The following is a 25,333-nucleotide window of genomic DNA, read 5'->3' as shown; positions in this document are numbered from 1 at the left end:
GCCGGCGCCGCCGCGGGTCGTGGGTCTTGTGGGGTGGGCGTCGGGGGGCGGGGGTGCCGGCTGTGTGGGGGTCCCCCACCCCCCCGCCGTCACTGGGCGTCGCTCAGTGACAACGCCTGAGCCGGGAACAGGTTCGGCACAGGGCTGCCCACGGTCACCAGGGCGGAGCCCAACGGGGTGAGCGAGTGCAGCATCGTGTTGAAGCGCCTGCGGCTGGTGACCAGACCCGCACCGCGCAGCACCGCGGCGTGCTGGCTCGCCGCAGCGGGCGATATACCGAGTCTTCGGCCCAGCTCACTGGTGTTGCAGGTCTCCGAGAGCTCCTCCAGCACCCGGGCCCTCGTCCGGCCGACCAGGGCAGCCAGCGCGCGGGCGTCGGCTCCCGCCGAATCCCACAACGCGTTGGCCACGGTGGTGTCCAGGAGCGTCGGGTAGACCAGGACGGGCGGGCGCTGCTCACCGCGCCGGCCGGTGAAGATCCTCGGCTGGTTGACGAACAGGGACGGCACGACCTTCAGACCTCTGCCGTTGAGGTGGATCTGCTCGCCGCGCCCCGAGGAAACGGTCAGGACCGGTGGCTGCCAGCCCACCCACGGATGCAGGTTGCTGAGCATGGCCTCGATGCCGCCGCCGGCCATCATGCGGGACCGGCAGTCACGGTCCATCTGCAGATAGGCCCGCGCCTTGCTCCAGTAGGGGGTGACGCCCAGGTCGAGCGTCCGGCGCACCACCGGGTCCGGGCTGACGTCCGCGGGCTCGCCCTGTCCCGTCTCCTGCGCCAGCAGATCGAACAGCCACGTACCACCGTTGCCATCTCCGGCCGCCGAGGGGCCGGCCTGGCGCGGGACGGCCGGGGGCGACGGCATACGGCGCATCCGCAGACTCACCGCCTCGCGCCACCGGGTGAAGGTCGCCCCACCGCCACCTCGCCGTAAGAGATCGACCGCGAATACAGCCTCGGCGACCGGGCCCACTGTGGGCAGCACCGAGATTTGCGTCAAATCGTCCATCGTGAAGTGCACAGTCTGCATGCGGCGCCCCCTGTTTGGCTCGATCCACTACAGAGCCCATGTACCGCACAAGCTGTTGCGAACCTGCGCTTGTGACGGCTGGAGGGGGACGGCGAGAACGCGCCGCTGTCGTCGGCGCAGCACCGACCTGATCAGGATCGGCCGCGTCGAGAGAACTACGCCCCGTTGGTCTGGGGCGCCCCCTGCAGTGCTCTCTAACTCAGTTCACCAGCACTCTATACACAGATTGGCGTAGAGGACCTCGCAGTTGACGGAGTATGACGGAGGCATGCGGCGCTAGATCCGAAATGTAATGTTGGTGAGTTTTGCGATCCGGAACACAGACCGGTGCCCGGCACCTGCGGGGGAACAGGAGGGCCGGGCACCGGGGTTCTGGGATTCGCAGCTCAGGCGTCCCGCCGTCGCAGCACGTAGACACCGGCGAAGTGGGCGGCGACGGCCCACACCACGAGGATCAGCAGGCTCACCGCGTCGGGGAACGGGGCCTTCCCGTTACCCAACATGAAATAGCCGCCCACGGTCTGCGGCATGTAGTCGTTGATCGCCATCAGAACCGGACCACCCAGTCCGACCAGCATGCTGGGAAGGGCGGAGACCACGAAGAAGATCACTGCCACGGCACCGGCCGCGGTCCGCAGAGCGAATGCCACCCCCACCGTCATCACACAGATCAGGGCGCTGTAGACGCCCATGGCGAGGACCTGGTAGGTCACCTTCGACAGATCGAAGCTGGCGTGGCCCCGGAAGGGCGCCCAGGCGATGGCTACACCGAGCGCGGCGAACGCCGCTCCGGTGACGAAGCCGACCAAGCCGCTCAGCAGCGCCTTGGCGAGCTGCACCCGGTGCCTGACCGGCACCCACAGCAGCGAGGTGCGCACGCTGCTCGTCGAGTACTCGCTCGTCACCATCGTCATCGCCAGGACCACCAGGGCGAACTGGGTCAGGATGATCGACGAGACCGAGGCGTTGCCGACGGGCTGGATCGGCTTGTCGTTGATCCGCGCGATCGCCCCGTAGTAGTAGCAGAAGATCACCGTCACGACCAGGCCGGCCGCGAGGCAGATGTACGGCGTGCGGATGGACCACAGCTTGGTCCACTCCGAGGTGAACGCGCCGAGGAATCCGCCGCCCGTGTGCCCGGAGTCCGTGCGGTCGCGGCGACCGCTGCTCACATCAGTCGTTACGGCGCTCATACTTCCGCTCCCTGCTTCTCCCTGGTGACCGCGCCTTCGAACACGGTGTCGCCCGTTCCGTACTCCACGCTCTGCGCGGTCAGTTCCATGTAGGCCTGCTCCAGCGAAGCCGAGACCGTGCGCAGTTCGTGCAGCCGCACCCCGAGCCGGTGGGCCAGGTCGCCCACCTGCTCGACACTGCGGCCCTTCACCACGACCTCGTCGGACGCGGGCGACTCCACGTTCACGTCCCCGTCCCTGAGAAGGTGGTCGACGAGCAGGCGCAGGTCCTCGGGGTCCGGGGTGCGCACCCGCACCGAGGCCAGCGAGCTGTTGGCCAGCAGATCGACCATCGGGGTGTCGGCCAGGAGCTTGCCCCGTCCGATGATGACCAACTGGTCAGCGGTGAGCTGCATCTCGCTCATCAGGTGGCTGGACAGGAACACCGTCCGGCCCTCCGCGGCCAGGGACCGCACCAGCTCACGCACCCAGCGGACACCGTCGGGGTCGAGACCGTTGACCGGCTCGTCGAAGATGAGCACCTTCGGGTCGCCGAGGAGAGCGCCTGCCACGCCCAGTCGCTGGTACATACCGAGCGAGAACGCCCCGGCCGGGCGCTTGGCCACCTTCGCGAGACCGACCGTCTCCAGCACCTCGTCCACCCGGCGCAGCGGGATGCCGTTGCTGCGCGCCTGCGCCACCAGGTGACTGCGCGCGGACCGGGCCGGGTGCAGAGCCTTCGCGTCCAGGAGCGCGCCGACCTCGCGGATCGGGTGCCGCATCGAGGAGTACGGTTTGCCGTCGATGAGCGCCTCGCCCTCGGACGGATGGTCCAGGCCGAGAATCATCCGCATCGTGGTCGACTTGCCGGCGCCGTTGGGCCCCAGAAAGCCGGTCACCTTGCCGTTCTGGATGTCCAGCGTCAAACCGTCCACGGCGACGGTCTCGCCGTAACGCTTGGTCAGGTTTCGCAGGGTGATCACAGGTTTTCCCTTCGGCCTACTCGATCTGCTTCCACGCTAGGAAGCGGGGGGATTTCGCACATCGATCGTTCGGCAGGAGCACCCTTACTTTCGTCAGGGATGAATTCGCGCCCTCTGCGCACGAGGTCGGCCAATGACGTCGGCGAGGGCCCTTTCCGCCGTCCGACGACGCGTCCGCGGTACTAGGGTCGAGCCGTGCAAGAGACCCCTGAGAACAAGCCTCCGGTGCGGATCCTCCTCGCCGACGACGAAGCGATGATCCGTTCGGGAGTGCGCGCGATCCTGGCGAGACACCCGGGGATGGAAGTGGTCGCCGAGGCCGCCGACGGGCAGGCGGCCGTGGAACTGGCCCGCGAGCACCGCCCCGACGTCGCCCTGCTGGACATCCAGATGCCCCGGCTCGACGGGCTCGCCGCAGCCGCGCAGATGTACCGCGACCGCCCCGGTGCGGCGGTGATCATGCTGACCACGTTCGGGGAGGACGAGTTCATCGCCCGCGCCCTCCACGACGGCGCCAGCGGATTCCTGCTGAAGGCCGACGATCCCCGCGAGCTGCTCAACGGGGTGCTGGCGGTGGCGGCGGGGGGCGCCTACCTTTCGCCGAACGTGGCCGCCCGGGTGATCAGCGGGCTGCGGGCCGGCCGGATGGCGAACGACGCGCCGCCGCGCCGCGGACTGGAGCGGCTGACGGAGCGGGAGCACGACGTGCTGGCGCTCCTGGGCGCCGGGCTGTCCAACGCCGAGATAGGAGCGAAGCTCTATCTGGTCGAAGGCACGGTGAAGGCACATGTGAGCGTCGTCCTCAGCAAGCTCGGGGTACGCAACCGGGTGGAGGCGGCCATCGCCGCACACGAGGCGGGCGTGGTCAGGCGCACGTAGCCCGGGCGCCTCCACGGGGGTGTTCACACCTCCGCGTACGCCTCGGCCTGCAGGGCGTACATCTCGGCGTACCGGCCGCCCAGATCCATCAGTTCGGCGTGCGTGCCCTGCTCCTCGATCCGCCCCTGGTGCATCACGATGATGCGGTCAGCCCGGCGGACGTTCACCAGCCGGTGGGTCACCAGGATCGTGGTGCGCGAACCGCCCTCGCTCAGCGCGCTGGCCATGCGCAGCCCCTCGAAGACGATGGCCTCGGCCTTGGCGTCGAGGGCGGCCGTGGGTTCGTCCGCGACCAGGATGCACGCGTCGCGGTAGACACCTCGGGCGACCCCGATGCGCTGCCACTGTCCGCCGGACAGGTCGCGGCCGCCGACGAACTCCTTGGACAGGATGGTCTCCGCACCACTGGGCAAGGAGGCCAGGACCTCGTCGATGCCCGAGGACTCCGCCGCCTCCCGCCAGCGCTCGCCCGACTCGTCCGCGTCCTCCAGACGGCCGATGCGGACGTTTGTCCCGGCTGTCATTGGCCACCGCGCCGGCTCCTGGGAGATCAGGGCGACCTGTCCGAAGAGCGACTCCTCGGTCGCCACGGAGATGTCGACCCCGTCCCACAGGACGCTGCCCGAGGTCGGCTGGTAAAGGCCGGTGATGACCTTGCTCAGCGTGGTCTTCCCGGACCCGTTCTCCCCCACCAGGGCGACCACCTCGCCACGGCCGATGGCCAGCTCGATGCCTCGGAGGGCGGGCGCGGAGCTTCCGGGGTAGCTGAACTCCACGTCGTTCAGGTGGATCGCGGCCGGGTTGTGCGGGGCGACGGCGACGGGGGGCAGCCGGCGGCGGGACGCCGCGTCGGCCAGCAGCTCTCGGTAGAGCTGGAGGTAATGGGACAGCTCGTAGATCCGGTTGACCGACCGCATCGTCACCACCAGCCCCATGTTCGCGTTGCGCATCGCGACCACCGCCGTACCGGCCAGCGCCAGCGGCATGATCCCGGCGTAGAGCAGGTAGCCCAGCAGGACGTAGGCGAGGCCGGTGCTGAAGCCGGTCATCGTGCGCCCGATCAGCTGGACGACTCCCTTCTTCGTCTCCAGTGCCACCGCTTCGCCCGTGAGCACGCGCGCGACCCGCCGGTGCTCCGCCATCAAGGGCTCCTGCAGGCGGTAGGCCCGGACCTCGGCCGCCACCTCCCGCTTCACGATCAGGTCCTGGACGACGCCGATGCGCAACTGGCGGGTGGCGTTGTCGAGGAAGCTGATGAAGTCCAGCTTGCCGACCTGGGTCGCGGTCCAGATCTCCGTCACCGCCGCGAGGAGCATGACAGGGAGCAGCCACACGCTCAGCAGTGCGGTGGCGACGAGCGCGGCCAGCATCGAGACCAGGGAGCGCAGCACCTCCGCCAGCAGGCGGATGCTCTGGTCGATCGAGGGCATGCCGCGCATCACGCCCTGGCGGACCAGCTCGCGGAAGCTCGGGTCGTCGAAGGCCTTCAGCTCGACGCCGACGACGGAGCTGTCCATCGCGTCCTGCGCGGCCGCCATGATCCGGGGGCGCAGCCTTCCCTGGAGGACCGTCGCGGCGCTCTCCATCAGGCCGCGCAGGGCGTAGGAGCCCACCACGGCGAGGACCGAGGGCAGCGAGTCCATGACCCGGTCCGGTGTGGGCCCTTCGGCCAGCAGGACCGTCAGCACGTTCGCGGTGGCGATCAGGCCGAACGCCGCCGCGCCGCCCGCGAGGAGCTGGGCCAGTCCGACGACCAGGGTGAGGAGGCGCGAGGCCCGCCATGCGAGGGTGACGATGACCGCGACCGCTGACGGTACGGCCCTCAGGGTGGCGACCACCCCTCTCTTGGCGATGGTCTCCCCGGGGGTGGCCCAGGTCGGTGTCTGAAAGTTGTCGGTGCCTATCAGCGACGTACTGCGCCGCTCCGGCTCTCCGTTCACGGTGCTCCTCAACAGATCACGGCGGGCGAGGCGCCGGTGAGATGACCGGCCACGCGGTCGAGTGCCGGAGCCAGCTCCGCGCGGTCCCGTACGAGCGCGATCCTGATCCAGCCCTCGCCGTCGGCCGGGTCCGCGAAGAAGGAGATCCCGGGGGCGACGAGCACCTTCGCGTGGGTGACGAGCTCGCGGGCGAGCTCGGACGATCCCCGGCCGAGGCCCGCCGTTCCCGCGAGGAGGAACCAGCCGCCCTCGGGGGTGTGCACGGTGAAGCCGGCCCGGCGCAGTCCGGCGCAGACCAGGTCCCGTCGCTCCTGGAACTCCGCGCGCGCCGTGTCCACCTCGGCCTCGTCCAGCATGCCGAGCGCGGCCGCGCCCCGCTGCAGCGGGTGCGGGGTGCCGAGGGTGGTGCGTTCGTGCACGCTGCGCAGCCCGGCGGTGATCTCCGGCCGTGCCACGCAGTACCCCAGCCGCCAGCCGCTCATCCTGCGGGTCTTGGAGAAGCTGCCGACGACGACGGAGCGGTCGCGCAGGGCGGGGAAGGATCCCAGGGGCGACAGATGGGCCCGGCCGTCGTAGGTGAAGCGGTCGTACACCTCGTCGGTGATCAGCACCAGGTCGTGGCGTTCGCAGAGCACCGTGAGCGCGGCGAACTCGGCTTCGTCAAAGGCCCGGCCGGTCGGGTTGTGGGGGTTGTTGAGCAGCACGGCGCGGGTCCGCGGCGTCACCGCCGAGGTCAACGCCTCCTCGGTGAGACGCCAGTCGGGGCCGGTGAGGGTCACGAACCGGGGTACGGCGCCGGCGAGTTCGACGACTCCGGGGTGGTTCTCGAAGAACGGCTGCGGGATGAGCACCTCGTCGCCGGGGTCGGTGGTCGCGATGACCGCGATGAGCAGCCCCTCGGTGGCGCCCGCGCTGATGACGAGCTCCCGTTCGGGGTCCACCGTCACCCCCCGGGCGGCGGCGAGCTGGGCGGCCACCGCGAGGCGCAGGTCGAGGAGTCCGGCCGGGTCTCCGTACTGGTTCGCGCCGGTGCGCAGCGCGGCGGCGGCGGCTTCGACGGCGGCGGCAGGAGGGTCGCCGGTCGGGATGCCGAGCGCGAGATCGGTCGCGGCGCCCGCGCGGGCGGCGGGGCGCCGGGGGGGGGGGCCCCGCGGGGGGGGGCCGGCCGGTCGGGGCGGCCCGTGGCGGGGGGGCACCGCTCCCCCACCCTGCGCGCCACCGGGTCGCCCCAGGCCACCAGCACCTCGCGGTCTCCCTCGAAGGGTTCGCGGCCGTGTGCGAGGCGGATGTTGTCGACCAGCATGATGTCGCCTGGCTGCCAGCGCTCGGCCATCCTGACCTGCTCGTACGCCGCGTTGATCTGCTCGATCTCCGGCCGGCCGACCGGCTCCCCGTCGCCGTAGAACGTACGGAAGGGCAGGTCCTCGCCGCACTCTCCGCGCAGGAACTCACGTACAGACTCCTCCAGGCTCCACTCGCTCCAGAACGCGACGTGGTTGAACCAGGAGGTGTCTCCGGTCCCCGGGTGCCGGACCAGTGCGGAGCGGAGCTGGGTGGTGGTCAGCCGGTCGCCGTGCCACTCGGTCGTGAGCTGCTGCGCCTGCGCGTACCGCTCCACCTCGGCGCGGTCCTCGGTGCCGAACGCCTCCTGCCAGGTGAGCCCGAAATGGCCCCAGTAGTTGCGCACCAGTTTCCAGCCCTGCTCGCGGAAGCGCGCCACCATGTCCTCGGGCAGCAGTTCGGCCATGGCGCGTGAGTCGCCGAGGAAGGTCTCTCCCCCGGTAGTGGGCGCGGTCAGGCAGGCGAAGACGAGCAGGCCGGGGTAGCTGAGCGCGTAGCTGTTCTCGTTGTGCAGCCGGATGCGGCGGCGGGCGGGCACGTCGGTGGCGGTGAACACCCCGCGTCCGTAGGCGCTGCGCGGCGTCGCCTTCTCCACGTAGTCGGCTGGCTTGCCGATGATCCGGTCGCGCAGCAGCGCGAACTCGTCCGCGGTGCCGAAGGGCAGGCCCCTCAGCATCACCGAGCCGCGCTCGGCGCACAGTTCGCGCAATTCGTCGAGGTGTTCGGAGAGCCAGTCGGCCGCCCCCTCCAGGGGCAGCTTCTGAGGTACCGGGCGAACGGGTATCCCGTTCGGCACGAAGTCGGTTCGCATGGTGGGAAGTTCCTTGTCTGGGTCGGCGACGGGCCCGTCAGGCGGTGGCGGGGAGATGCAGCAGGCCGCGCAGGGCGGCGGTGGGCCGGCGCACGGGCCGCCCGGTCATACGGAGCCCCGGTACACGCTCGACCAGCACCTTCAGCGCTACGTCGGCTTCCATACGGGCGAGCGGGGCTCCTACGCAGTAGTGGGCGCCGCTCAGGAACGCCAGGTGCGAGGTTGCGTCGGACCTGGTGATGTCGAAGCTGTGGGGGTCGGTGAAGACGTCGGGGTCGCGGTTGGCCCCGCCCAGGACCAGCATCAGGACGGTGTCCGGGGGAAGCGTCCGCCCGTCCGCCTCGAACTCCTCGCGGGCGACGCGGATCGAGTACTGCACCGGCGGGTCGTAGCGCAGTGACTCCTCGGCTGCCATCGGGGCCAGGTCGGGGTCGTCCACGAGCTTCTCCCACTGGACGAGGTCCTCCTGCAGCCGCAGCACGGTGTTGGAGACCAGATTCGTGGTCGTCTCGAACCCGGCCGTGAGCAGCAGTTGGCAGGTGCCCACGATCTCGCGCTCGGGGAGGGCCTGGTCGCCCTGGGGCTTCAGCAGCTCGCTGACCAAGTCGTCGCCCGGCTCGGCCCGGCGCTTGCGGACCAGTCCGGCAAAGAGTTCGTCGAGTTCGCGCACCGCTGTGCGGAACTCGTTGGCCTGGCGCGTGGAGCGGATGCCGTCGATGGCCTTGCCGGTGATCAGTCCGTAGTGGGCGAACAGCTCGACGTCCACATCGGCCAGTCCGAGCAGTTCGCTGATCACCGTGATGGGCAGGGGCGAGGCGAAGTCGGTGACCAGGTCGAACTCGTCCTTGGCCAGCGCGGCGTCCAGAAGCCGGTGGGCGACCTCCTCGGTGCGGCGCCTGTACTCGACTATCTTGCGGGGCCGGAAGGCGGGGGCGACCAGTCGCCGCCACCGCATGTGGTCGGACAGCTCTTCCTGGAGGAAGTTGGAGTCCGCGGAAGGCCCTTGTTCGCCGGGCGGTGTCACACGCTGGGGTTCTTCGTTGCGCCGGGCGAAGGCGGGGTCGCGCAGCACCCGGGTGCACAGTTCGTGCGAGGTGACGGCGTGCAGCCCCATACGGCTTCGGTAGACGGGACCGCGGGCGCGCATCTTCTCGTAGAGCGGATAGGGGTCGTCCAGCCGTTCGTGCAGCATCAGCTGGCCGACGAGGTCGCCCCGGCGCGCCATGGACCACACGGTGGCGCGCCGCAACTGGCGTTTCACTGTCCGACGCAGTTCTGCGGTGTTAGGCATGAGGCTCTCCCGGTGGGCGCGTCGTCGGCTCTTCCGGCCGGACGGCAGGCGGACAATCTCTTTCGAGCGGTACGAAAGGACGTGCGGGGCGGGTCATGTCGCGGGGCGCCCGAAGTGGAGGTTCACCACGTGGACTCCTCGTCCTCCAGGTCGAATTCGAGCTCGAACTCGTCGATCTCGTCCTGGCTGAGATGACTGACCGTCACGTCGGACGGGGTGATCCCGTGGTCGCCCGAGGCGTGGCGGACGAAGGTCTCCAGTGCCCGGTTCCACAGCCCGGCGAGCGCCTCGATGCGCTCGCGCGAGATGGCGCCCGAGGCCCAAGTCCAGTTGGCCATCAGGACGGGTGCGCCGTCGTGGTCCGCCACCAGCGCGGACAGGTCGAGCAGGTGGCTGAGGGGGGCGTCGGGGTCCTGGTCGGCGCCGGTCTCGTAGCCGGACAGGGCGGTGAACGGGCCGGGCTCGCTCCCCTCCCCAGTGGATCCGTTGAACCTGCCGAGGTAGTTGAACGTCAGGTCGGGGGCGGGCTGCGCGGCGAGAGCCGCGCCCGCGTCCGCGTTGAGGTGGCGCAGGAGCCCGTACCCCGCACGCCGCAGCGGGAGAGACCGCAACTGCTCCTTGACGCTGTTCAGGAGACGCCCGGTGGCGGGGCCGCCGGACCAGGCCTCGGCCCGGTCGGGGGCGGCCAGGTTGAGCCGGACCGGGTAGGTCTGGGTGAACCAGCCGACCGTCCGGGACAGGTCGGAGCCCGGCACCAGGTCCTCGTCGCGGCCGTGTCCCTCGATCTCCGCCACCACGGCGGACTCGCCGTCCGCGGACCAGTCGGCCACGGCCCAGCCCAGGGCGGCCAGCAGTACCTCGCGCAGTTCGCACCGGTAGGCGGCGGGGACGTCTGCCAGCAGCGCGGCGGTCGTCCCGGGTGACAGCCGGGTCATCAGGTGTCCCGAGGACGACGCGAGGTCTGTCGCCCCGTCGAGCGGCCGGTCGGCGAGGGTCACGCGGGGTTCCCGCAGGATCTGCGTCCAGCGGGTGGCGTCGGCGGCCAGCGCCGGCTCGTGGGCCAGTTCGGTGAGCCGGGCGGCCCAGGAGCGCAGGGAGGTGCCCACCGGCTGGAGCCGGACGGGTTCTCCGGCCAGGACGGATGCGCACGCCTCGGCGAGGTCGGGCAGCAGCACGCGCCAGGAGACGGCGTCCACCGCGAGGTGGTGGACGACCATCAGCAGCATGCCGTCCTGTTCCGGGCCCCGGTCGAAGAACACCGCGCGCAGGACTGCGCCCCGCTCGGGGTCGATCCGCGACCTGACGGCTTCGCCCTCCTCCAGCAGCACGGCCCGCAGCGCTTCGTCGTCCAGTCCGGCGGCGTCCACCCGGTGCAGGCACTCGGACGCGTCGACCGTTCCCTGCTCCCGTACCTGCTGCAGCCACCGGCCTCCGTCGGTCCGCAGGGTCAGGCGCAGGATGTCGTGCCGGTCGACTAGCGCGGCGAGCGCGTCCCGCAGGTGGCCGGCGCTCAGACCGGCCGGGGTGCGAACGAGGGTGGACTGGCTGAACCGGGTGATCGGCGCCCCGGTGTCCCGCAGCCAGGCGACGACCGGCGTCAGTGGTACGGGGCCCACACCGGCGCCCGCGACCTCGAAGGCGGTGCCCACCGGGGTCACCGCGGCGGCGAGCCGGGCGGGGGTCGCGTGCTCGAACACCTGGCGCGGGGAGAGGACGAGACCGGCCCGGCGGGCCTTGCTCACCAGCTCGATGGCGAGGATGCTGTCGCCGCCGAGGTCGAAGAAGCCGTCGTCGACGCCCGCTTCCGGCAGTCGCAGCACCTCGGCGAAGAGGCGTACGAGGGTCTCCTCCCGCTCCCCGGAGGCGGCTCGCGTCTCACCGGCCGAGGTGAAGTCGGGGGCGGGCAGCGCGGACCGGTCGATCTTCCCGTTCGCGGTGACGGGTATGCGCGGTACGACCACCACGGCGGCCGGCACCAGGTGGCGGGGCAGGACGGCGGCGGCGTACTCGCGCACCGTCGCGGGGGCGAGGTCGATGCCCGGCTCGGCGACCACGTGGGCGACCAGGCGCGGCACGCCGTCGGCGGTGTTCAGTCCGGCGACGGCGGTGAGGACCCCTGGCGCGGCCGACACGGCCGCGGCCACCTCGCCCGTCTCGATGCGCACGCCGCGCAGTTTGACCTGGCCGTCGGCGCGGCCGAGGAAGACCAGTTGCCCGTCCCGGCGCCAGCGGACCAGGTCTCCGGTGCGGTAGGCGCGTTCGCCCGGGGAGCCGAAGGGCAGGGCGACGAATCGCTCCGCGGTGAGCCCGGGGCTCCCGAGGTAGCCGCGGGCCAGTCCGGCGCCGCTGACGTACAGCTCGCCGGGCACGCCGACCGGGACGGGACGCAGTGCCTGGTCCAGGACGTGGACCCGGGTGTTCTGGACGGGTCGCCCGATCGGGACCTCCCCGCCCTCGGCGACCGGGGCGGAGATCGAGGTGACCACCGTGGACTCGGTCGGTCCGTAGGCGTTCACCATGCGGCGGCCGGCGGACCAGCGCTCCACCAGTTCGGGCCCGCACGCCTCGCCGCCCACGACGAGGGTCGTCATGGTGGACAGGGCGCCCTCGGGGACGGTCGCCAGGGCGGCCGGGGGGACGAGTGCGTGGGTCACCCGGTGGGCGGCGACGACCTCGGCCAGCAGTTCACCGGCGAGGGGGCCGGGGGGCGGGACGACGAGTGCGGCGCCCGCGGCGAAGGCGGAGGTCACCTCCAGGACCATCGCGTCGAATCCCGGGGCCGACAGCTGGAGGAACCGGCTGTCCGGCCCCACCGCGAACCGTCGCCCCTCCTCGGCCGCCAGCGAGGCGAGCCCGGTGTGCGGGACGACCACGCCCTTGGGCGTTCCCGTCGATCCGGAGGTGTAGATGAGGTAGGCGGGGTTGTCCGGACGCAGCGGGCGTACCCGGTCGGCGTCGGTCGGCGCCCGGCGCGGGCGGGACCTCAGGTCGATCTCGCCGACCAGGACGGCCGGGACGTCCCCGACGCGGGCGGCGCCGTCCCGGTCGGTCAGGACCCGGACGGCTCGGCTCCCTTCGAGGACGACACCGATCCTGGCGTCCGGGTGCGCGGGGTCGACCGGGGTGTACGCGGCGCCGGCCTTGACCACGGCGAGGAGGGAGACGATCAGGTCGGCGGACCGGGGCAGCAGCAGCGCGACGACGTCCTCGGGTCCGACTCCGGAGGCGATCAGCTCATGGGCGAGCGCATTGGCGCGGGCGTCGAGGCCGGCGTAGCTGAACTCGAACCCGTCGCCGATGAGGGCGGGGGCGTCGGGCGTACGGCGGACCCGGTCCTCGAAGAGCTGAGGGAGGGTGGGGCTGCCCGGATCGGAGGTGGTGTCGTTCCATTCCTCGGTCAGCTGCTTCCGCTCGGCGTCCGGCAGGATGTCGAGGGAACCGATGGCACGGCCCGAGTCGCCCGTAGCGGACTCCAGCAGCCGGACCAGGCGGGCGGCGTAGGACTCCGCCGTCTCCCGGTCGAACAGGTCGAGGCTGTACTGGAGGGAGCCGGTGAGGCCGCCGTCCGCGCGCTCGCCGAAGCCGAAGGCGAGGTCGAACTTGGCCGCCTCCGTGTCCACCGGGTAGGACCCGGCGGTGAGGCCCGGCACGTCGGGCAGCGGCGGCGTGCTCCGCGCGTCGGCGTCCTCCAGCGACAGGGAGACCTGGAAGAGGGGGTGGCGGGCGGCGGAACGCTCGGGGTTGACGATCTCCACGACCCGCTCGAACGGCACATCCTGATGAGCGAACGCCACCAGATCAGCCGCACGCACCCGACCCACCAGCTCACGGAACGACGGATCACCCGACACATCCGTCCGCAACACCAACGTATTGACGAAGAAGCCCACCAGCCTCTCCAGCTTCACATCCCCACGCCCCGCGACCGGCACCCCGATCGGCACATCGTCACCGCCGCCCAACCGCGACAACAACACACCCAACGCAGCCTGCATCACCATGAACACCGTGGCACCACACTCACGCGCCACCGCCACCACACCCGCATGCAGCTCCGCCGGAACCTCGAACTCCACCCGGCCACCACGCTGCGAACCCACCACCGGACGCACCCGGTCCACCGGAAACGACAACTCCCCCGGCAACCCCGCCAATGCCCCCCGCCAGAACTCCACCTGCCGCGACAAAGCACTACCGGAATCACCCTCCGACCCCAGCAACTCCCTATGCCACACAGCGAAATCCGCATACTGCACCGGCAACGGCTCCCACCCCGCAACCCCACCACCACACCGCGCCGCGAAAGCATCCGCAAAATGACCCGCCAAAGGCCCCACCGACCAACCATCACCAGCAATGTGATGCATCACCATCAACACCACATGCTCATCCACCCCCACCTCGAACAAGAACCCCCGCACCGGCAACTCACCCGACAAATCAAAACCACGCCGAGCAGCAGCCGACAACTCCCCCGCCAACTCCCCCTCACCAACCGAACGCACCGTCCACTCCGGCGACACCGAACCCGCATCCAACACCACCTGATACGGACCCTCACCATCCTCAGCAATCACCGTCCGCAACACCTCATGACGCCCCACCACATCACCCAACGCCCCGAACAACGCCCCACGATCCAACCGCCCCGACAACCGCAACGCCATCGGCACGTTGTACACCGCACCCGGACCGTCCAACCGATCCAAAAACCACAACCGACGCTGCGCGAACGACAACGGAACCCGCCCCGGACGCACCCCACCACCCAGCACCACACCACCCGAAGAACCCGAGGCGTCCGAAGCACCGACGAGCCGGGCCACGCCGGCGGGCGTGGGGTCCTCGAAGAAGTCCTTCAGCGACACCGGGGCGCCCAGCGCGGCGCGTATGTGGTTCATGAGACGGATCGCGGCGAGGGAGTGACCGCCCCGGTCGAAGAACGACTCATCGGGTGCCACGGTCTCCACGCCGAGCACGTCGGCGAACAGCCCGCACAGGATCTCCTCCCGGGGGGTGCGCGGAGTCCGTGCGGTCTCCTCGCCGCGGCCCGGAGCGGCGTGGGCGCCCTCGGCCGGCGTGCGGACCAGTTCGCCGGTCCGGGTCCAGCGGCCCCGTTCACCGGTCGGCCTGAGCCAGCGGCCGGGCCGCCCGAACGGGTCGGCCACCATGCCCTCGCCGGGGATCTCGACGGCCTCGTACACCTCCGCGTACACGCCGGGCGGGACGGGGCGCAGGCCGGGAGCCAGGACGTAGAACTCGCCGCCCCATTCCTGGAGCACCAGGTCCCGTTCCTCCGCGTCCAGCAGTTCGATGTCGCGGACCCGCAGGTCCTGGTCGGCGACGACCGCCTCGACCAGCCTGAGCAGCCGGGCGACGACGGACTCGGCGGTACCGGGGTCGAACAGGTCGGCGTTGTAGTCCAGGGTCCCCGTCATGCCGGCGGGTGAGCCATCGCCCGTCCGGGACTCGCCGAACTCGAAGTCGAGGTCGAACTTGGCCGCCTCCGTGTCCACCGAGAGGGTCTCGCTCGTCAGCCCCGGCAGCCGGCTCGTCGCGTCGAGTGCGGAGATCTCGTCGGCGGTGTTGCAGGTGAGTGCGGTCTGGAATAGGGGGTGGCGGGCGGCGGAACGCTCGGGGTTGACGATCTCCACGACCCGCTCGAACGGCACATCCTGATGAGCGAACGCCACCAGATCAGCCGCACGCACCCGACCCACCAGCTCACGGAACGACGGATCACCCGACACATCCGTCCGCAACACCAACGTATTGACGAAGAAGCCCACCAGCCTCTCCAGCTTCACATCCCCACGCCCCGCGACCGGCACCCCGATCGGCACATCGTCACCGCCGCCCAACCGCGACAACAACACACCCAACGCAGCCTGCATCACCATGAACACCGTGGCACCACACTCACGCGCCACCGCCACCACACCCGCATGCAGCTCCGCCGGAACCTCGAACTCCACCCGGCCACCACGCTGCGAACCCACCACCGGACGCACCCGGTCCACCGGCAACGACAACTCCACCGGCAACCCCGCCAAAGCCCCCCGCCAGAACTCCACCTGCCGCGACAAAGCACTACCGGAATCACCCTCCGACCCCAGCAACTCCCTCTGCCACACAGCGAAATCCGCATACTGCACCGGCAACGGCTCCCACCCCGCAACCCCACCACCACACCGCGCCGCGAAAGCCTCCGCAAAATCAGCCGCCAAAGGCCCCACCGACCAACCATCACCAGCAATGTGATGCATCACCATCAACACCACATGCTCATCCACCCCCACCTCGAACAAGAACCCCCGCACCGGCAACTCACCCGACAAATCAAAACCACGCCGAGCAGCAGCCGACAACTCCCCCGCCAACTCCCCCTCACCAACCGAACGCACCGTCCACACCGGCGACACCGAACCCGCATCCAACACCACCTGATACGGACCCTCACCATCCTCAGCAATCACCGTCCGCAACACCTCATGACGCCCCACCACATCACCCAACGCCCCGAACAACGCCCCACGATCCAACCGCCCCGACAACCGCAACGCCATCGGCACGTTGTACACCGCACCCGGACCGTCCAACCGATCCAAAAACCACAACCGACGCTGCGCGAACGACAACGGAACCCGCCCCGGACGCACCCCACCACCCAGCACCACACCACCCGAAGAACCCGAGGCATCCGAGGAACCCGCGGAGTCCAGCAGAGCGTCGAGACCGGCGACGGTAGGGGCCTGAAACACGTCGCGGACCGACAGCTCCACCCCGAGGACGCTGCGGACACGGCTCACCAGACGGGTGGCGGTCAGCGAGTGCCCGCCCAGGGTGAAGAAGCCGTCGTCGACTCCCACCGCGTCCATGCCGAGCACGTCGGCGAACAGCCCGCAAAGGATCTCCTCCCGGGGAGTGCGCGGCCCTCGTCCGACACCGGAACCGGCGGTGCGTGGGACCTTCAGGGCCGACCGGTCCAACTTGCCGTTGCGGGTCAGCGGCAGGTCGTCCACCAGGACCACGACGGAGGGCAGCAGGTGCGCGGGCACCCGCTCGGCCAGCGAGTCCCGCAGCTGCGCCGGGTCGAGCGCGGCACCGTCCTCGGCCACCACGAGCGCGACGAGCCGCTGCTCATCGGTGGTCACCGCGCAGCGGGCCACCCCGGGCTCCTCCCCGAGGTACGCCTCCACCTCGGCCGGTTCGATGCGGAACCCGCGCACCTTCACCTGGTCGTCGGCCCGGCCCACGAACTCCAGCTCGCCGTCGGGGCGTCGGCGCACCAGGTCGCCGGTTCGGTACATCCGTCCGCCCGACGCGGCGGCGACGAACCGCTCGGCGGTCAGGGCATGGTTACCGAGGTAGCCACGGGCCAGGCCGGGCCCGGATACGTACAGGTCGCCCACGACCCCGTCGGGCACCGGGCGCAGCGCGAAGTCCAGCACGTGGACGACGGTCCCGTCGATCGGGCGGCCGATCGGCGGCACACCGGAGTCGGCGGCCAGCGGCTCGGACATGGTCGCGCAGACGGTGCACTCGGTGGGCCCGTAGGCGTTCACCAGGCGGCGGCCGCGGCCCCATCGGCGAACGACCTCGGCGGTGCAGGCGTCACCCGCCACGGTGATCACGGTCTCCGCGGGCACGGCGTCGTCCGGCAGCACGGCGAGCACGGCCGGCGGCAGAGTGACGTGGCTGATCCGCCGGTCGGCGAGCAGGGCGGCGAGCCCGGGGCCCGGCAGCAGCTGGTCGGCCGGGGCGAAGACCGCCGTCCCGCCGGACAGAAGCGCGATCATCAGTTCCGAGACCGAGGCGTCGAAGGTGGGTGACGCGAACTGCAGCACCTTGCTGTCCTCGGCGACCGCGAACCGCTCGATCTGGCCCGCGGCCAGTCCAGGCAGCCCCGCGTGGGTGACGACGACGGCCTTGGGGCGGCCGGTCGACCCGGAGGTGTGCACCGCGTAGGCGGGGTGGCTCGCGCGCAGCGGGGCGGTGCGCTCCTCGTCCCGTACGTCGTCGGCCGGAAGGGCGGCCAGTTCCGCGACGGTGTCCGGGTCGTCGAGCACGACGCACGGCACGTCGCCCTCCGCGAAGCCCGTGTCGAGGGTGGTGACGACGAGCACCGGGTCGGTGTCGCCGAGGACCAGCCTGATGCGCTGGGCCGGGTGGGCGAGGTCGACCGGTACGAGGGCCGCGCCCGCCTTGGCGACAGCCAGCATCACGACGGGCTGGGCCAGGGAGCGGGGCAGGGCCAGGGCGATGAAGCGCTCGGGTCCCGCGCCCCGCGCGATCAGCAGCCGGGCCAGCCGGTTGGCACGCTCGTTCAGTTCGGCCGCGGTCAGGGTGGCGTCGCCGAACTCCGCGGCGGGGCGGGCCGGCGCGTGGGCGGCCCGGCGCTCGAAGAGGTCGTGCCACAGGGCTCCGGGCTCCGCGGCCCGCCCGGGGCTTCCTATGCCGTCGGCGAGGGGCGCTTCCGCGGCGGTGAGCAGAGCGGCGCGGGCCACGGGCAGCTCCGGCGCGCCGCTGATGGCGCGGAGGACGCCGGTGAACCGCTCCGCGACAGCGGCCAGGCCCCGGTCGTCGAACAGGCCGGGGGCGCAGTCGAGGCGCAGCCGCAGGACGTCGTCGGGGAGGACCGCGAGCGCGAGCGGGAAGTGCGTGGAGTCGTAACCGTCGGAGCCCACCACTCGCAGGCCGGGGACGACCTCGGTGACCTCGTCGCCCGCCGGGTAGTTCTCGACCACCAGGGCGGTGTCGAAGAGTTCGCCGTGTCCGGCGATCCGCTGGATCTCGGCGAGCCCGAGGTGCTCGTGCGCCAGCAGCGCGGAACGCTCTGCCTGCACCCGCACCACCAGATCCCCCAGCCCCTCGGCCGGGTCTACCCGGACGCGCTGCGGCACCGTGTTGATGAACAGCCCGACCATCGACTCGGCGCCGTCCAGCTCGGCGGGACGGCCCGAGACCGTCACACCGAACACCACGTCCTCACGGCCCGTCAGACCGCCCAGCAGCACCGCCCACGCGGCCTGGACAACGGCCCCGACCGTGACACCCCACTCGCGCGCGAACCCCTTCACCGCGGCGGACGTCTCCGGATCGACCGCGTCCTCCAGGCGGCGCGGCGCCTCGGCCGCGCCGCCCGTGTGCGCGGAGATCAGGGTCGGCCCCGGGAGACCGTCCAGAGCGCTGCGCCAGGCCTCCGTGGCGGCGTCCCGGTCGCGGTCGGCAAGCCACCGCAGGTGGTCGCGGAACGGCCGTACCGGGGGCAGCGCGCCGGGGTCGCCCACCCGGTACAGCTCGACCAGCTCCTTGAGGAGGATCGGCTGGGACCAGCCGTCCCACAGGACGTGGTGGTTGGTGATGACGAACCGGAAGGAGGCGTCCTCCAGGCGCATCAGCAGGCAGCGCAGCAGCGGGCCGTGCGCGGGGTCGAAGCGGCGGGTCCGGTCCTCGGCCGCGAGGCGGGCGGCCTCGGCCGAGGGGTCCTGCCGGTCGCGGAGGTCCACCTCGGTCCAGGGCAGGTCGATCTCGTGCGGGATGACCTGGACGGGCGAACGCACGCCGTCGAAGCGGAAGCTCGCCCGCAGGTTGGGGTGCCGGTGCAGCACCGCGTCCATGGCCTCGCGCAGCCGCGCGGGGTCCAGGGCGCCGTCCAGGTCGAGCGTCGCCTGCGCGTTGTAGACGTCGGGCACGTCCTGGTCCAGGACGTGGTGGAAGAGCAGCCCTTCCTGGAGCGGTGCGAGCGGCAGGACGGTCTGCGGGGCAGGGCCGGTGGCCGTCAGGTGGTCCAGTTCCCCGGGGGTGAGCGTGACGTCGGAGACGTCAGCCGGGAGGGTGCGGGCGGGGCCGGTCCCGGTCGGGGCGCCGGGACCTCGGTCGCCGCCGCCGTCACCTCCGGGGCCCTCGCCGCCGTCGTCGGGCCGGTCGCCGGTGCCGCCGGTCAGGGTGCGCAGCGTCTCGGTCCAGGCCCGGGTGAGCTCGGAGACGTCCTGTTCGGTGAGCAGTTCGCCGCCGCGGGACCAGGTGGCGGTGAGGGTGGGGCCTTCGACGCCGTCCGTCGCCACCGCGTCCAGCACGAGGACGTGGCTCAGCGGCGCGTCGGGGGCGTCGTCACCGACGCCGAGTGCCTCGGGGACGAAGCCGTCGGCACCGGCGGGAGCGCCGACCCGGCCGAGGTAGTTGAACATGATCTGCGGTGCCGCGGCGCGGGCCAGCACCGGTGCCGTACGCGGGTTCAGGTAGCGCAGCAGTCCGTATCCCACGCCGCCGTCGGGGATGGCCGTCATGGCGTCGACGACGCCGCGCAGCGCGCTGTGGGCCGCGTCCCGGCCCTCCGGGTCGCCGGTCGTGACGCGCAGGGGGTGGATGCTGGTGAACCAGCCGACGGTCCGGGAGAGGTCGGCGCCCTCGACCAGGTGCTCCGCCCGCCCGTGCCCCTCGACGTCCACGAGGAGTCCGGAGTCGTGGGGGTGGCCGCGCTCGGCCCTCCGGCGTCCGACGGCCACGGCGAGCGCCGCGAGCATCAGGTGGTCGGGGCTGTCCGCGGCGAGCACCGCGCGGGACAGGTCCACCGGCAGGGTGATCTCGGTGCGGCGGACGGTGGACGCGAGGTCGGTCTCCGGGTCGAGCGGCCGGGCGCCGAGCAGCGGGTCGGGGCCTTCGAGGGCGGCCTTCCACAGCGGGAGTTCGGTTCGGCGGGCCGCCGCCTGCTCGGTCAGGCGGTGTGCCCAGGTCCGCAGGGAGGTGGCCACCCTCGGCAGCCGGGGCTGTTCGCCCTTCGCCCGGGCCAGGCAGGCGGTGGCCAGGTCGGAGAGCAGGATCCGCCAGGAGACGCCGTCGACGGCGAGGTGGTGGACGGCCAGGACGAGGAGTCCCTGCTCCGTGGGCCCGCGGTCGAGGAGTGCGGCCCGCACGACGGCGCCGTCGGCCGGCGAGAGACCGGCGGTGACGCGCGCGGCCAGGGACGGTACGTCCTCGGCGCCGGAGCCCGGCGCGGCGGCGTCGACGTGCTCCAGCACCGAACCGGCGGTGACCGCGCCGCACGGGCGGACCTGGGGAACCCAGCCTGCCTCGTCGGACTCCAGGATCATCCGCAGGGCGTCGTGGTGGTCGAGCAGGTCCTGGAGCGCTTCGGTGAGGTGCTGCCGGCCGATGTCGGCGGGCAGGCGGACGGCGACCGTCTGGGCGTGGCCGTCGAGCGGGACGCCTGACTCGGCGAGCCTGACCATGACCGGGGTCAGCGGGATCTCGCCGACGCCGTCGTCGTTGGGCTCGGACTCCGGCTCGTTCACGACGGGCGTCCCGACATGGGCGGCGAGCCCGGCCACGGTGCGGTGGTCGAAGACGTCCCTGGTGGTCAGGATCAGCCCCGCGCGCCGGGCCCGGCCCACGAGCTGCATGGACAGGATGCTGTCGCCGCCCAGCCCGAAAAAGTCGTCCTCGACGCCGGCGTCCGGGACGCCGAGCACCTCGGCGAACAGGGCGCGGAGAAGGGCCTCCTGCTCGTTGCGGGGAGCCCGGCGGCCGGGCGCGGCGGACTGCTCCGGGGCGGGCAGCGCCTTCCGGTCGAGCTTGCCGCTGCCGGTCAGCGGCAGCTCGGGCAGGACGACGACCGAGGAGGGCACGAGGTGTTCGGGCAGCTTCTCGGCCAGGTACGCGCGAAGGTCGGGGTGGGCCGGTCCCGACACGACGGCGTAGCCGACCAGCCGCCGGTCCCCCGGCCGGTCCTCGCGCACCACGACCGCCGCGGCCGAGACCGCCGGGTGGGTGTCGAGAGCCGCCTCCACCTCCCGGGGCTCGACACGGAATCCGCGGAGCTTGACCTGCTGGTCGGAGCGGCCGGCGAACTCCATGCGTCCGTCGGGACGCCGTCGGGCGAGGTCACCGGTGCGGTACAGGCGGTCTCCGGGGGCGCCGAAGGGGTCAGCGACGAAGCGTTCGGCGGTGAGGTCGGGTCGGTCGATGTAGCCGCGGGCCAGCTGCGGTCCGGCGAGGTAGAGCTCTCCCACGGTGCCGGGGGCGGCCGGCCGGAGGGCGGCGTCGAGCAGGTGGACGCGAGTGTCGAGCAGCGGCCTGCCCAGGTGGGGGGCGGTGCCGGCCTCGATGATGGTGCCCGTGGTGTCGACGGCGCACTCGGTGGGACCGTACAGGTTCCACGCGGTCGCCCGGGACGCGGCGAGCTTCTCCCAGGCGGGGGCCGCGATCTCCTCGCCGCCGAGGGCGAGGACGGCCGGGTGGTGGCCGTCGCCCAGGAAGCCGGCGTCCAGCAGGCGTTCGAAGTACGTCGGCGTGACCTGCACGTAGTCCAGGCGGTACTCGTCGACGTGGGCGACGACGGCGTACGGGTCGGTCCTCGTCGCCTCGTCCAGGACGTGCAGCTCGTGCCCGGCGACCATCCACAGCAGCGGGTTCCACGAGGCGTCGAACGTGGCGGGGCTGAGGTGGCCGATCCGCAGGGTCCGCTCCCGCCCCGGCACGAAGAGCGCATCGGCGTGTGCGGCGTACAGGTGGGCGAGGGCGGAGTGCGGGACGACGACGCCCTTGGGGGTGCCGGTGGAGCCGGAGGTGTGGATGACGTACGCCGGGTGTTCGGGCCGGAGCCCGAGTCCGCCGGGATTCGCGGTGCTCGCGTCCGCGAGGGCGCGCAGGGTCTCCGGGTCGTCGAGCACGATCGGCCGGGCGCCCTCGGTGGGGCAGTCGTCCGCCCCCGCACGGGTGGTGACGACGGCGAAGGGGGCCGTGCCGCGCAGGACGTGCGCGGTGCGCGCGGCGGGCTGGGCGGGGTCGACCGGTACGTACGCCGCACCGGACTTGAGTACCGCGAGGACGGTGACGATCCAGTCCTCAGTGCGTGGGAGGAGCACGGCGACATGGCGCTCGGGGGCGGCGCCGGCCGCGATCAGCAGGTGGGCGAGGCGGTTCGCCCGCTCGTTCAGCTCTGCGAAGGTCAGCGGCCCCCGGCCGGTGACCAGGGCGACGGATCGGGGCGTGCGGGCGACCGTGGTCTCGAAGAGGTCGGCGACTGTGCCGTTCGGCGCCTCGCCAGCCGTACCGTTCCACTCCACGATCTGCCGCCTTTCGTTCGTTGCGGGAAGCCCCGCCTCTGTTACGGGGGTCTGCGGCGCCTCGGCGGTCGACCGGACGAGCCCGGCCAGCCGGGAAGTGATCTCCCCGGCCTCGTCGGCGTCGTACGCGCCGGACGGACAGCGGAGCTGGAAGCGCAGCCGGGCTCCGGGGGCCACGGTCAGGGTCACGGGGTAGTGGCCGGCGTTGCTGATGTCCGCCGGTCCCAGGCTCAGGCCGCTCCGGGCGGCGATCCCGGCGAGCGCGTCCGCGTCCACCGGATAGTTCTCGAAGACCGTGGTGGTGTCGAAGAGTTCGCCGTGTCCGGCGATCCGCTGGATCTCGGCGAGCCCGAGGTGCTCGTGCGCCAGCAGCGCGGAACGCTCCGCCTGCACCCGCACCACCAGATCCCCCAGCCCCTCGGCGGGATCGATCCGCACCCGCAGCGGGACCGTGTTGATGAACAGCCCGACCATCGACTCGGCGCCGTCCAGCTCGGCGGGACGGCCCGAGACCGTCACACCGAACACCACGTCCTCACGGCCCGTCAGACCGCCCAGCAGCACCGCCCACGCGGCCTGCACGACCGCCCCGACCGTGACACCCCGCTCCCGCGCGAACGCCTTCACCGCGGCGGTGTCCTCCTCGGACAGCTCGACGACGGTCTGCGCCGGCTCGGCGGTGGTGTGTCCGGCCGCCAGGAGGGCGGGGCCGGGCAGGCCGTCGAGGGCGGTGCGCCAGGCATCGGCGGCCGCGGCCCTGTCCTGCCCGGCGAGCCACCGCAGGTGGTCGCGGAACGGCCGCACCGGGGGCAGCGGTCCGGGGTCGTCCGCCCGGTACAGCTGAAGCAGATCGTGGAAGAGCACCGGCATCGACCAGCCGTCAAGCAGGATGTGATGCAGCGTCAGCAGCAGCCGGTGCCGGTCGTCCCCCGTGCGCAGCAGCGCGAACCGCAGCAGGGGCGGCCGGGTCAGCGAGAAGCCCTGCTCCCGCTCGCGGTCGGCGGTCTTCTCCAGGACGCCTTCCCGGTCGGACGGGGCCGTCCCGGTCAGATCGGTGTACGTCCACGGCACGGGCAGGCGTCCCGGCAGCACCTGCACGGGGCGGTCGAGACCCTCGTGGTGGAAGCCGGCCCGCAGGTTGGTGTGCCGGTCCAGCAGGGCCTCCGCGGCCGCCTTGAACCGGTCGACGTCCAGCTGCCCGTCGATGTCCACCGCGCACTGCACGACGTAGTCCTCGTCGAGGGTCCCGTGGTGCACATGGTGGAAGTAGAGCCCTTGCTGGAGCGGCGAGAGCGGCAGCACGTCCTCCAGGACGGGGTGCAGTTCCCGCAGGGCGGCGAGGTCCTCGACGGTGATGCCGGGGGCTGACACGTCCGGCGGCGCCAGTACGCCCTCATGAGTGGACAGCCCGGTCAGGGCGTCGAACCAGCCCTTCGCCAAGGCGCTCGCGGACGCGGCCGGCAGCAGCTCCGCCGCCCAGGTCCAGGTGGCGGTCAGTCGGGGGCCGTCCTCGCCGTCCAGGACTACGGCGTCCAGCGCGACGGGGTGGGACAGCGGGGTGGCCGGGGCCTGCCAGTCCAGGGAAGCGCCCTCGTCGGCGGTGGACGTCCACAGTCCTTCCTGGGCTGCGCTCACCCGACCGAGGTAGTTGAACCCGAGGTCGGGGCGGGCGGTCCGGGCCAGCCGGGCGCCTGTGGTCCGGTTGAGGTGGCGCAGCAGCCCGTGGCCGATGCCCTGGTCCGGCACGTCCCGGACGCGTTCCTTGACCGAGGTGAGGACCTCGTCGGGATCGGTTCCGGTGGGCAGCAGCAGGGGGTGCAGGGAGGTGAACCAGCCGACGGTCCTGGAGAGGTCGGCGCCGGGCAGGAGGGATTCGGCGCGGCCGTGACCCTCGATCTCGACGAGCACGCCGGGCCGGTCGCGGTCCCAGCCGGAGACCGCGAGGACCAGGCCGGCCAGGAACAGTTCGCCGATGTCGCAGCGCAGCCGCGTTGTGGCGTCCAGGACCCGTGCGGTGACCTCGGGCGGCAGGGTCAGTTCGAGCTGTCCGGCCGTGCCGAGGACGTCGCGTGCGGGGTCGAGGGGGCGTCCGCCGACCGGGACGAGGTCCGCGTCGGCTCGCTGGAGCCACGGGCCGAGTTGCGCCTCGATGGCCGGTTCCCCGGCGAGCCGGTGCAGGCCCGTCGCCCAGGCGCGCAGTGACGTCTCCACGGGGGCGAGCCGTATCTCGCATCCGTCGCGCACGGCCTGCCACGCCTCGGCGAGGTCGGGCAACAGGATGCGCCAGGACACTCCGTCGACGGCGATGTGGTGGGCCACGAGCAGCAGCCGGCCGGGGTCGGCGCCCCGGTCGAACCAGACGGCCTGGAACACCGCTGCGCGTTCGGGGGCAAGCCGGGCACGGGCCTCGGCGGCCTCGTGGGCGATGAGGTCGCGCAGCGCGGTGCCGCGGACGCCGGTGGCGTCGACCCGGCGCACCGCGCGCCGCGCGTCGATCGCTCCGGGCGCCAGCACCCGCAGCCGCCACTGCGGCGTTGTCGTCAGGGACAGGCGCAGGGCGTCGTGGTGGTCGAGCAGCGCCGCGACGGCGGTGGTCAGTTCATCGAGCGTCAGAGCCGCCGGCACGGGGACGGCGACGGACTGGTGGAAGGTCCCGGTGGGGCCGCCGAGTTCGCGCCACCGGTGGACGACGGGCGTCAGCGGTACGTCGCCGACGTCCGGGCCTCCTCCGGTGGTCGCCGGTGCGGGGACGAGCGCGGCGAGCGCGGCCGGGGTGGGGTTCTCGAACAGGTCCCGGGTACTGAGGGCGAGTCCGGCC

General features: G+C 72.1%; 8 protein-coding genes and 1 pseudogene. 1 reads left to right on the top strand and 8 read right to left on the bottom strand.

What is annotated here, in order from left to right; translation table 11 throughout:
• Positions 1 to 89: 89 nt before the first annotated feature.
• The 3 genes from ACFWI9_RS20275 to ACFWI9_RS20265 all read right to left on the bottom strand — a co-directional run bounded on the left by ACFWI9_RS20275 (position 90) and on the right by ACFWI9_RS20265 (position 3,186).
• Entirely contained in the window at positions 90 to 1,031 is a 942-nt protein-coding gene (locus ACFWI9_RS20275) for an ArsR/SmtB family transcription factor (RefSeq protein WP_387163860.1), read from the bottom strand.
• Positions 1,032 to 1,417: 386 nt separating this feature from the next.
• Positions 1,418 to 2,224 (bottom strand): ABC transporter permease, encoded by an 807-nt coding sequence (locus ACFWI9_RS20270; RefSeq protein ID WP_387163858.1) that lies wholly within the window; start codon positions 2,222 to 2,224, stop codon positions 1,418 to 1,420.
• A complete protein-coding gene (locus ACFWI9_RS20265) occupies positions 2,221 to 3,186 on the bottom strand; it encodes an ABC transporter ATP-binding protein (RefSeq protein WP_387163856.1) in 966 nt (321 codons plus the stop codon). Before ACFWI9_RS20265 ends, ACFWI9_RS20270 begins: the two co-directional genes overlap by 4 nt.
• Before the next feature lie 195 nt (positions 3,187 to 3,381).
• Here ACFWI9_RS20265 and ACFWI9_RS20260 point away from each other — a divergent pair, with 195 nt between their 5' ends.
• On the top strand, positions 3,382 to 4,065 hold the full coding sequence (locus tag ACFWI9_RS20260) for a response regulator (RefSeq protein WP_387163854.1): 684 nt from the start codon (positions 3,382 to 3,384) through the stop codon (positions 4,063 to 4,065).
• Positions 4,066 to 4,088: 23 nt separating this feature from the next.
• Here the strand turns inward: ACFWI9_RS20260 and ACFWI9_RS20255 are convergent, their stop codons facing one another.
• The 5 genes and pseudogenes from ACFWI9_RS20255 to ACFWI9_RS20235 form a co-directional block, all read right to left on the bottom strand.
• A complete protein-coding gene (locus ACFWI9_RS20255) occupies positions 4,089 to 6,005 on the bottom strand; it encodes an ABC transporter ATP-binding protein (protein ID WP_387163852.1) in 1,917 nt (638 codons plus the stop codon).
• 8 nt (positions 6,006 to 6,013) lie between these two features.
• Positions 6,014 to 7,201: a pyridoxal phosphate-dependent aminotransferase gene (locus ACFWI9_RS20250; RefSeq protein WP_387163850.1), complete on the bottom strand. Its 1,188-nt coding sequence runs from the start codon at positions 7,199 to 7,201 to the stop codon at positions 6,014 to 6,016.
• A gap of 44 nt (positions 7,202 to 7,245) precedes the next feature.
• Positions 7,246 to 8,157, bottom strand: a pseudogene (locus ACFWI9_RS20245) (TauD/TfdA family dioxygenase); the annotation flags it as partial.
• Between the two features lie 37 nt (positions 8,158 to 8,194).
• Entirely contained in the window at positions 8,195 to 9,448 is a 1,254-nt protein-coding gene (locus ACFWI9_RS20240; protein WP_387163848.1) for a cytochrome P450, read from the bottom strand.
• A 122-nt stretch (positions 9,449 to 9,570) separates the two neighbouring features.
• Complete coding sequence (locus ACFWI9_RS20235; RefSeq protein ID WP_387163867.1) at positions 9,571 to 25,215, bottom strand: amino acid adenylation domain-containing protein; 15,645 nt, start codon at positions 25,213 to 25,215, stop codon at positions 9,571 to 9,573.
• Positions 25,216 to 25,333 lie beyond the last annotated feature (118 nt).

Origin of the sequence: Streptomyces sp. NPDC127084, assembly GCF_042724175.1 — a bacterium.
Lineage (GTDB): Bacteria > Actinomycetota > Actinomycetes > Streptomycetales > Streptomycetaceae > Streptomyces.
The sequence above is the reverse complement of the archived record's forward strand: the minus strand, read 5'-3'. Positions and strand labels throughout refer to the sequence as shown.

Excerpts from the sequence above, each read along its gene's own strand:
- ACFWI9_RS20275 (WP_387163860.1), bottom strand. The coding sequence starts at position 1,031 with ATGCAGACTGTGCACTTCACGATGGACGATTTGACGCAAATCTCGGTG.
- ACFWI9_RS20270 (WP_387163858.1), bottom strand. The coding sequence starts at position 2,224 with ATGAGCGCCGTAACGACTGATGTGAGCAGCGGTCGCCGCGACCGCACG.
- ACFWI9_RS20240 (WP_387163848.1), bottom strand. The coding sequence starts at position 9,448 with ATGCCTAACACCGCAGAACTGCGTCGGACAGTGAAACGCCAGTTGCGG.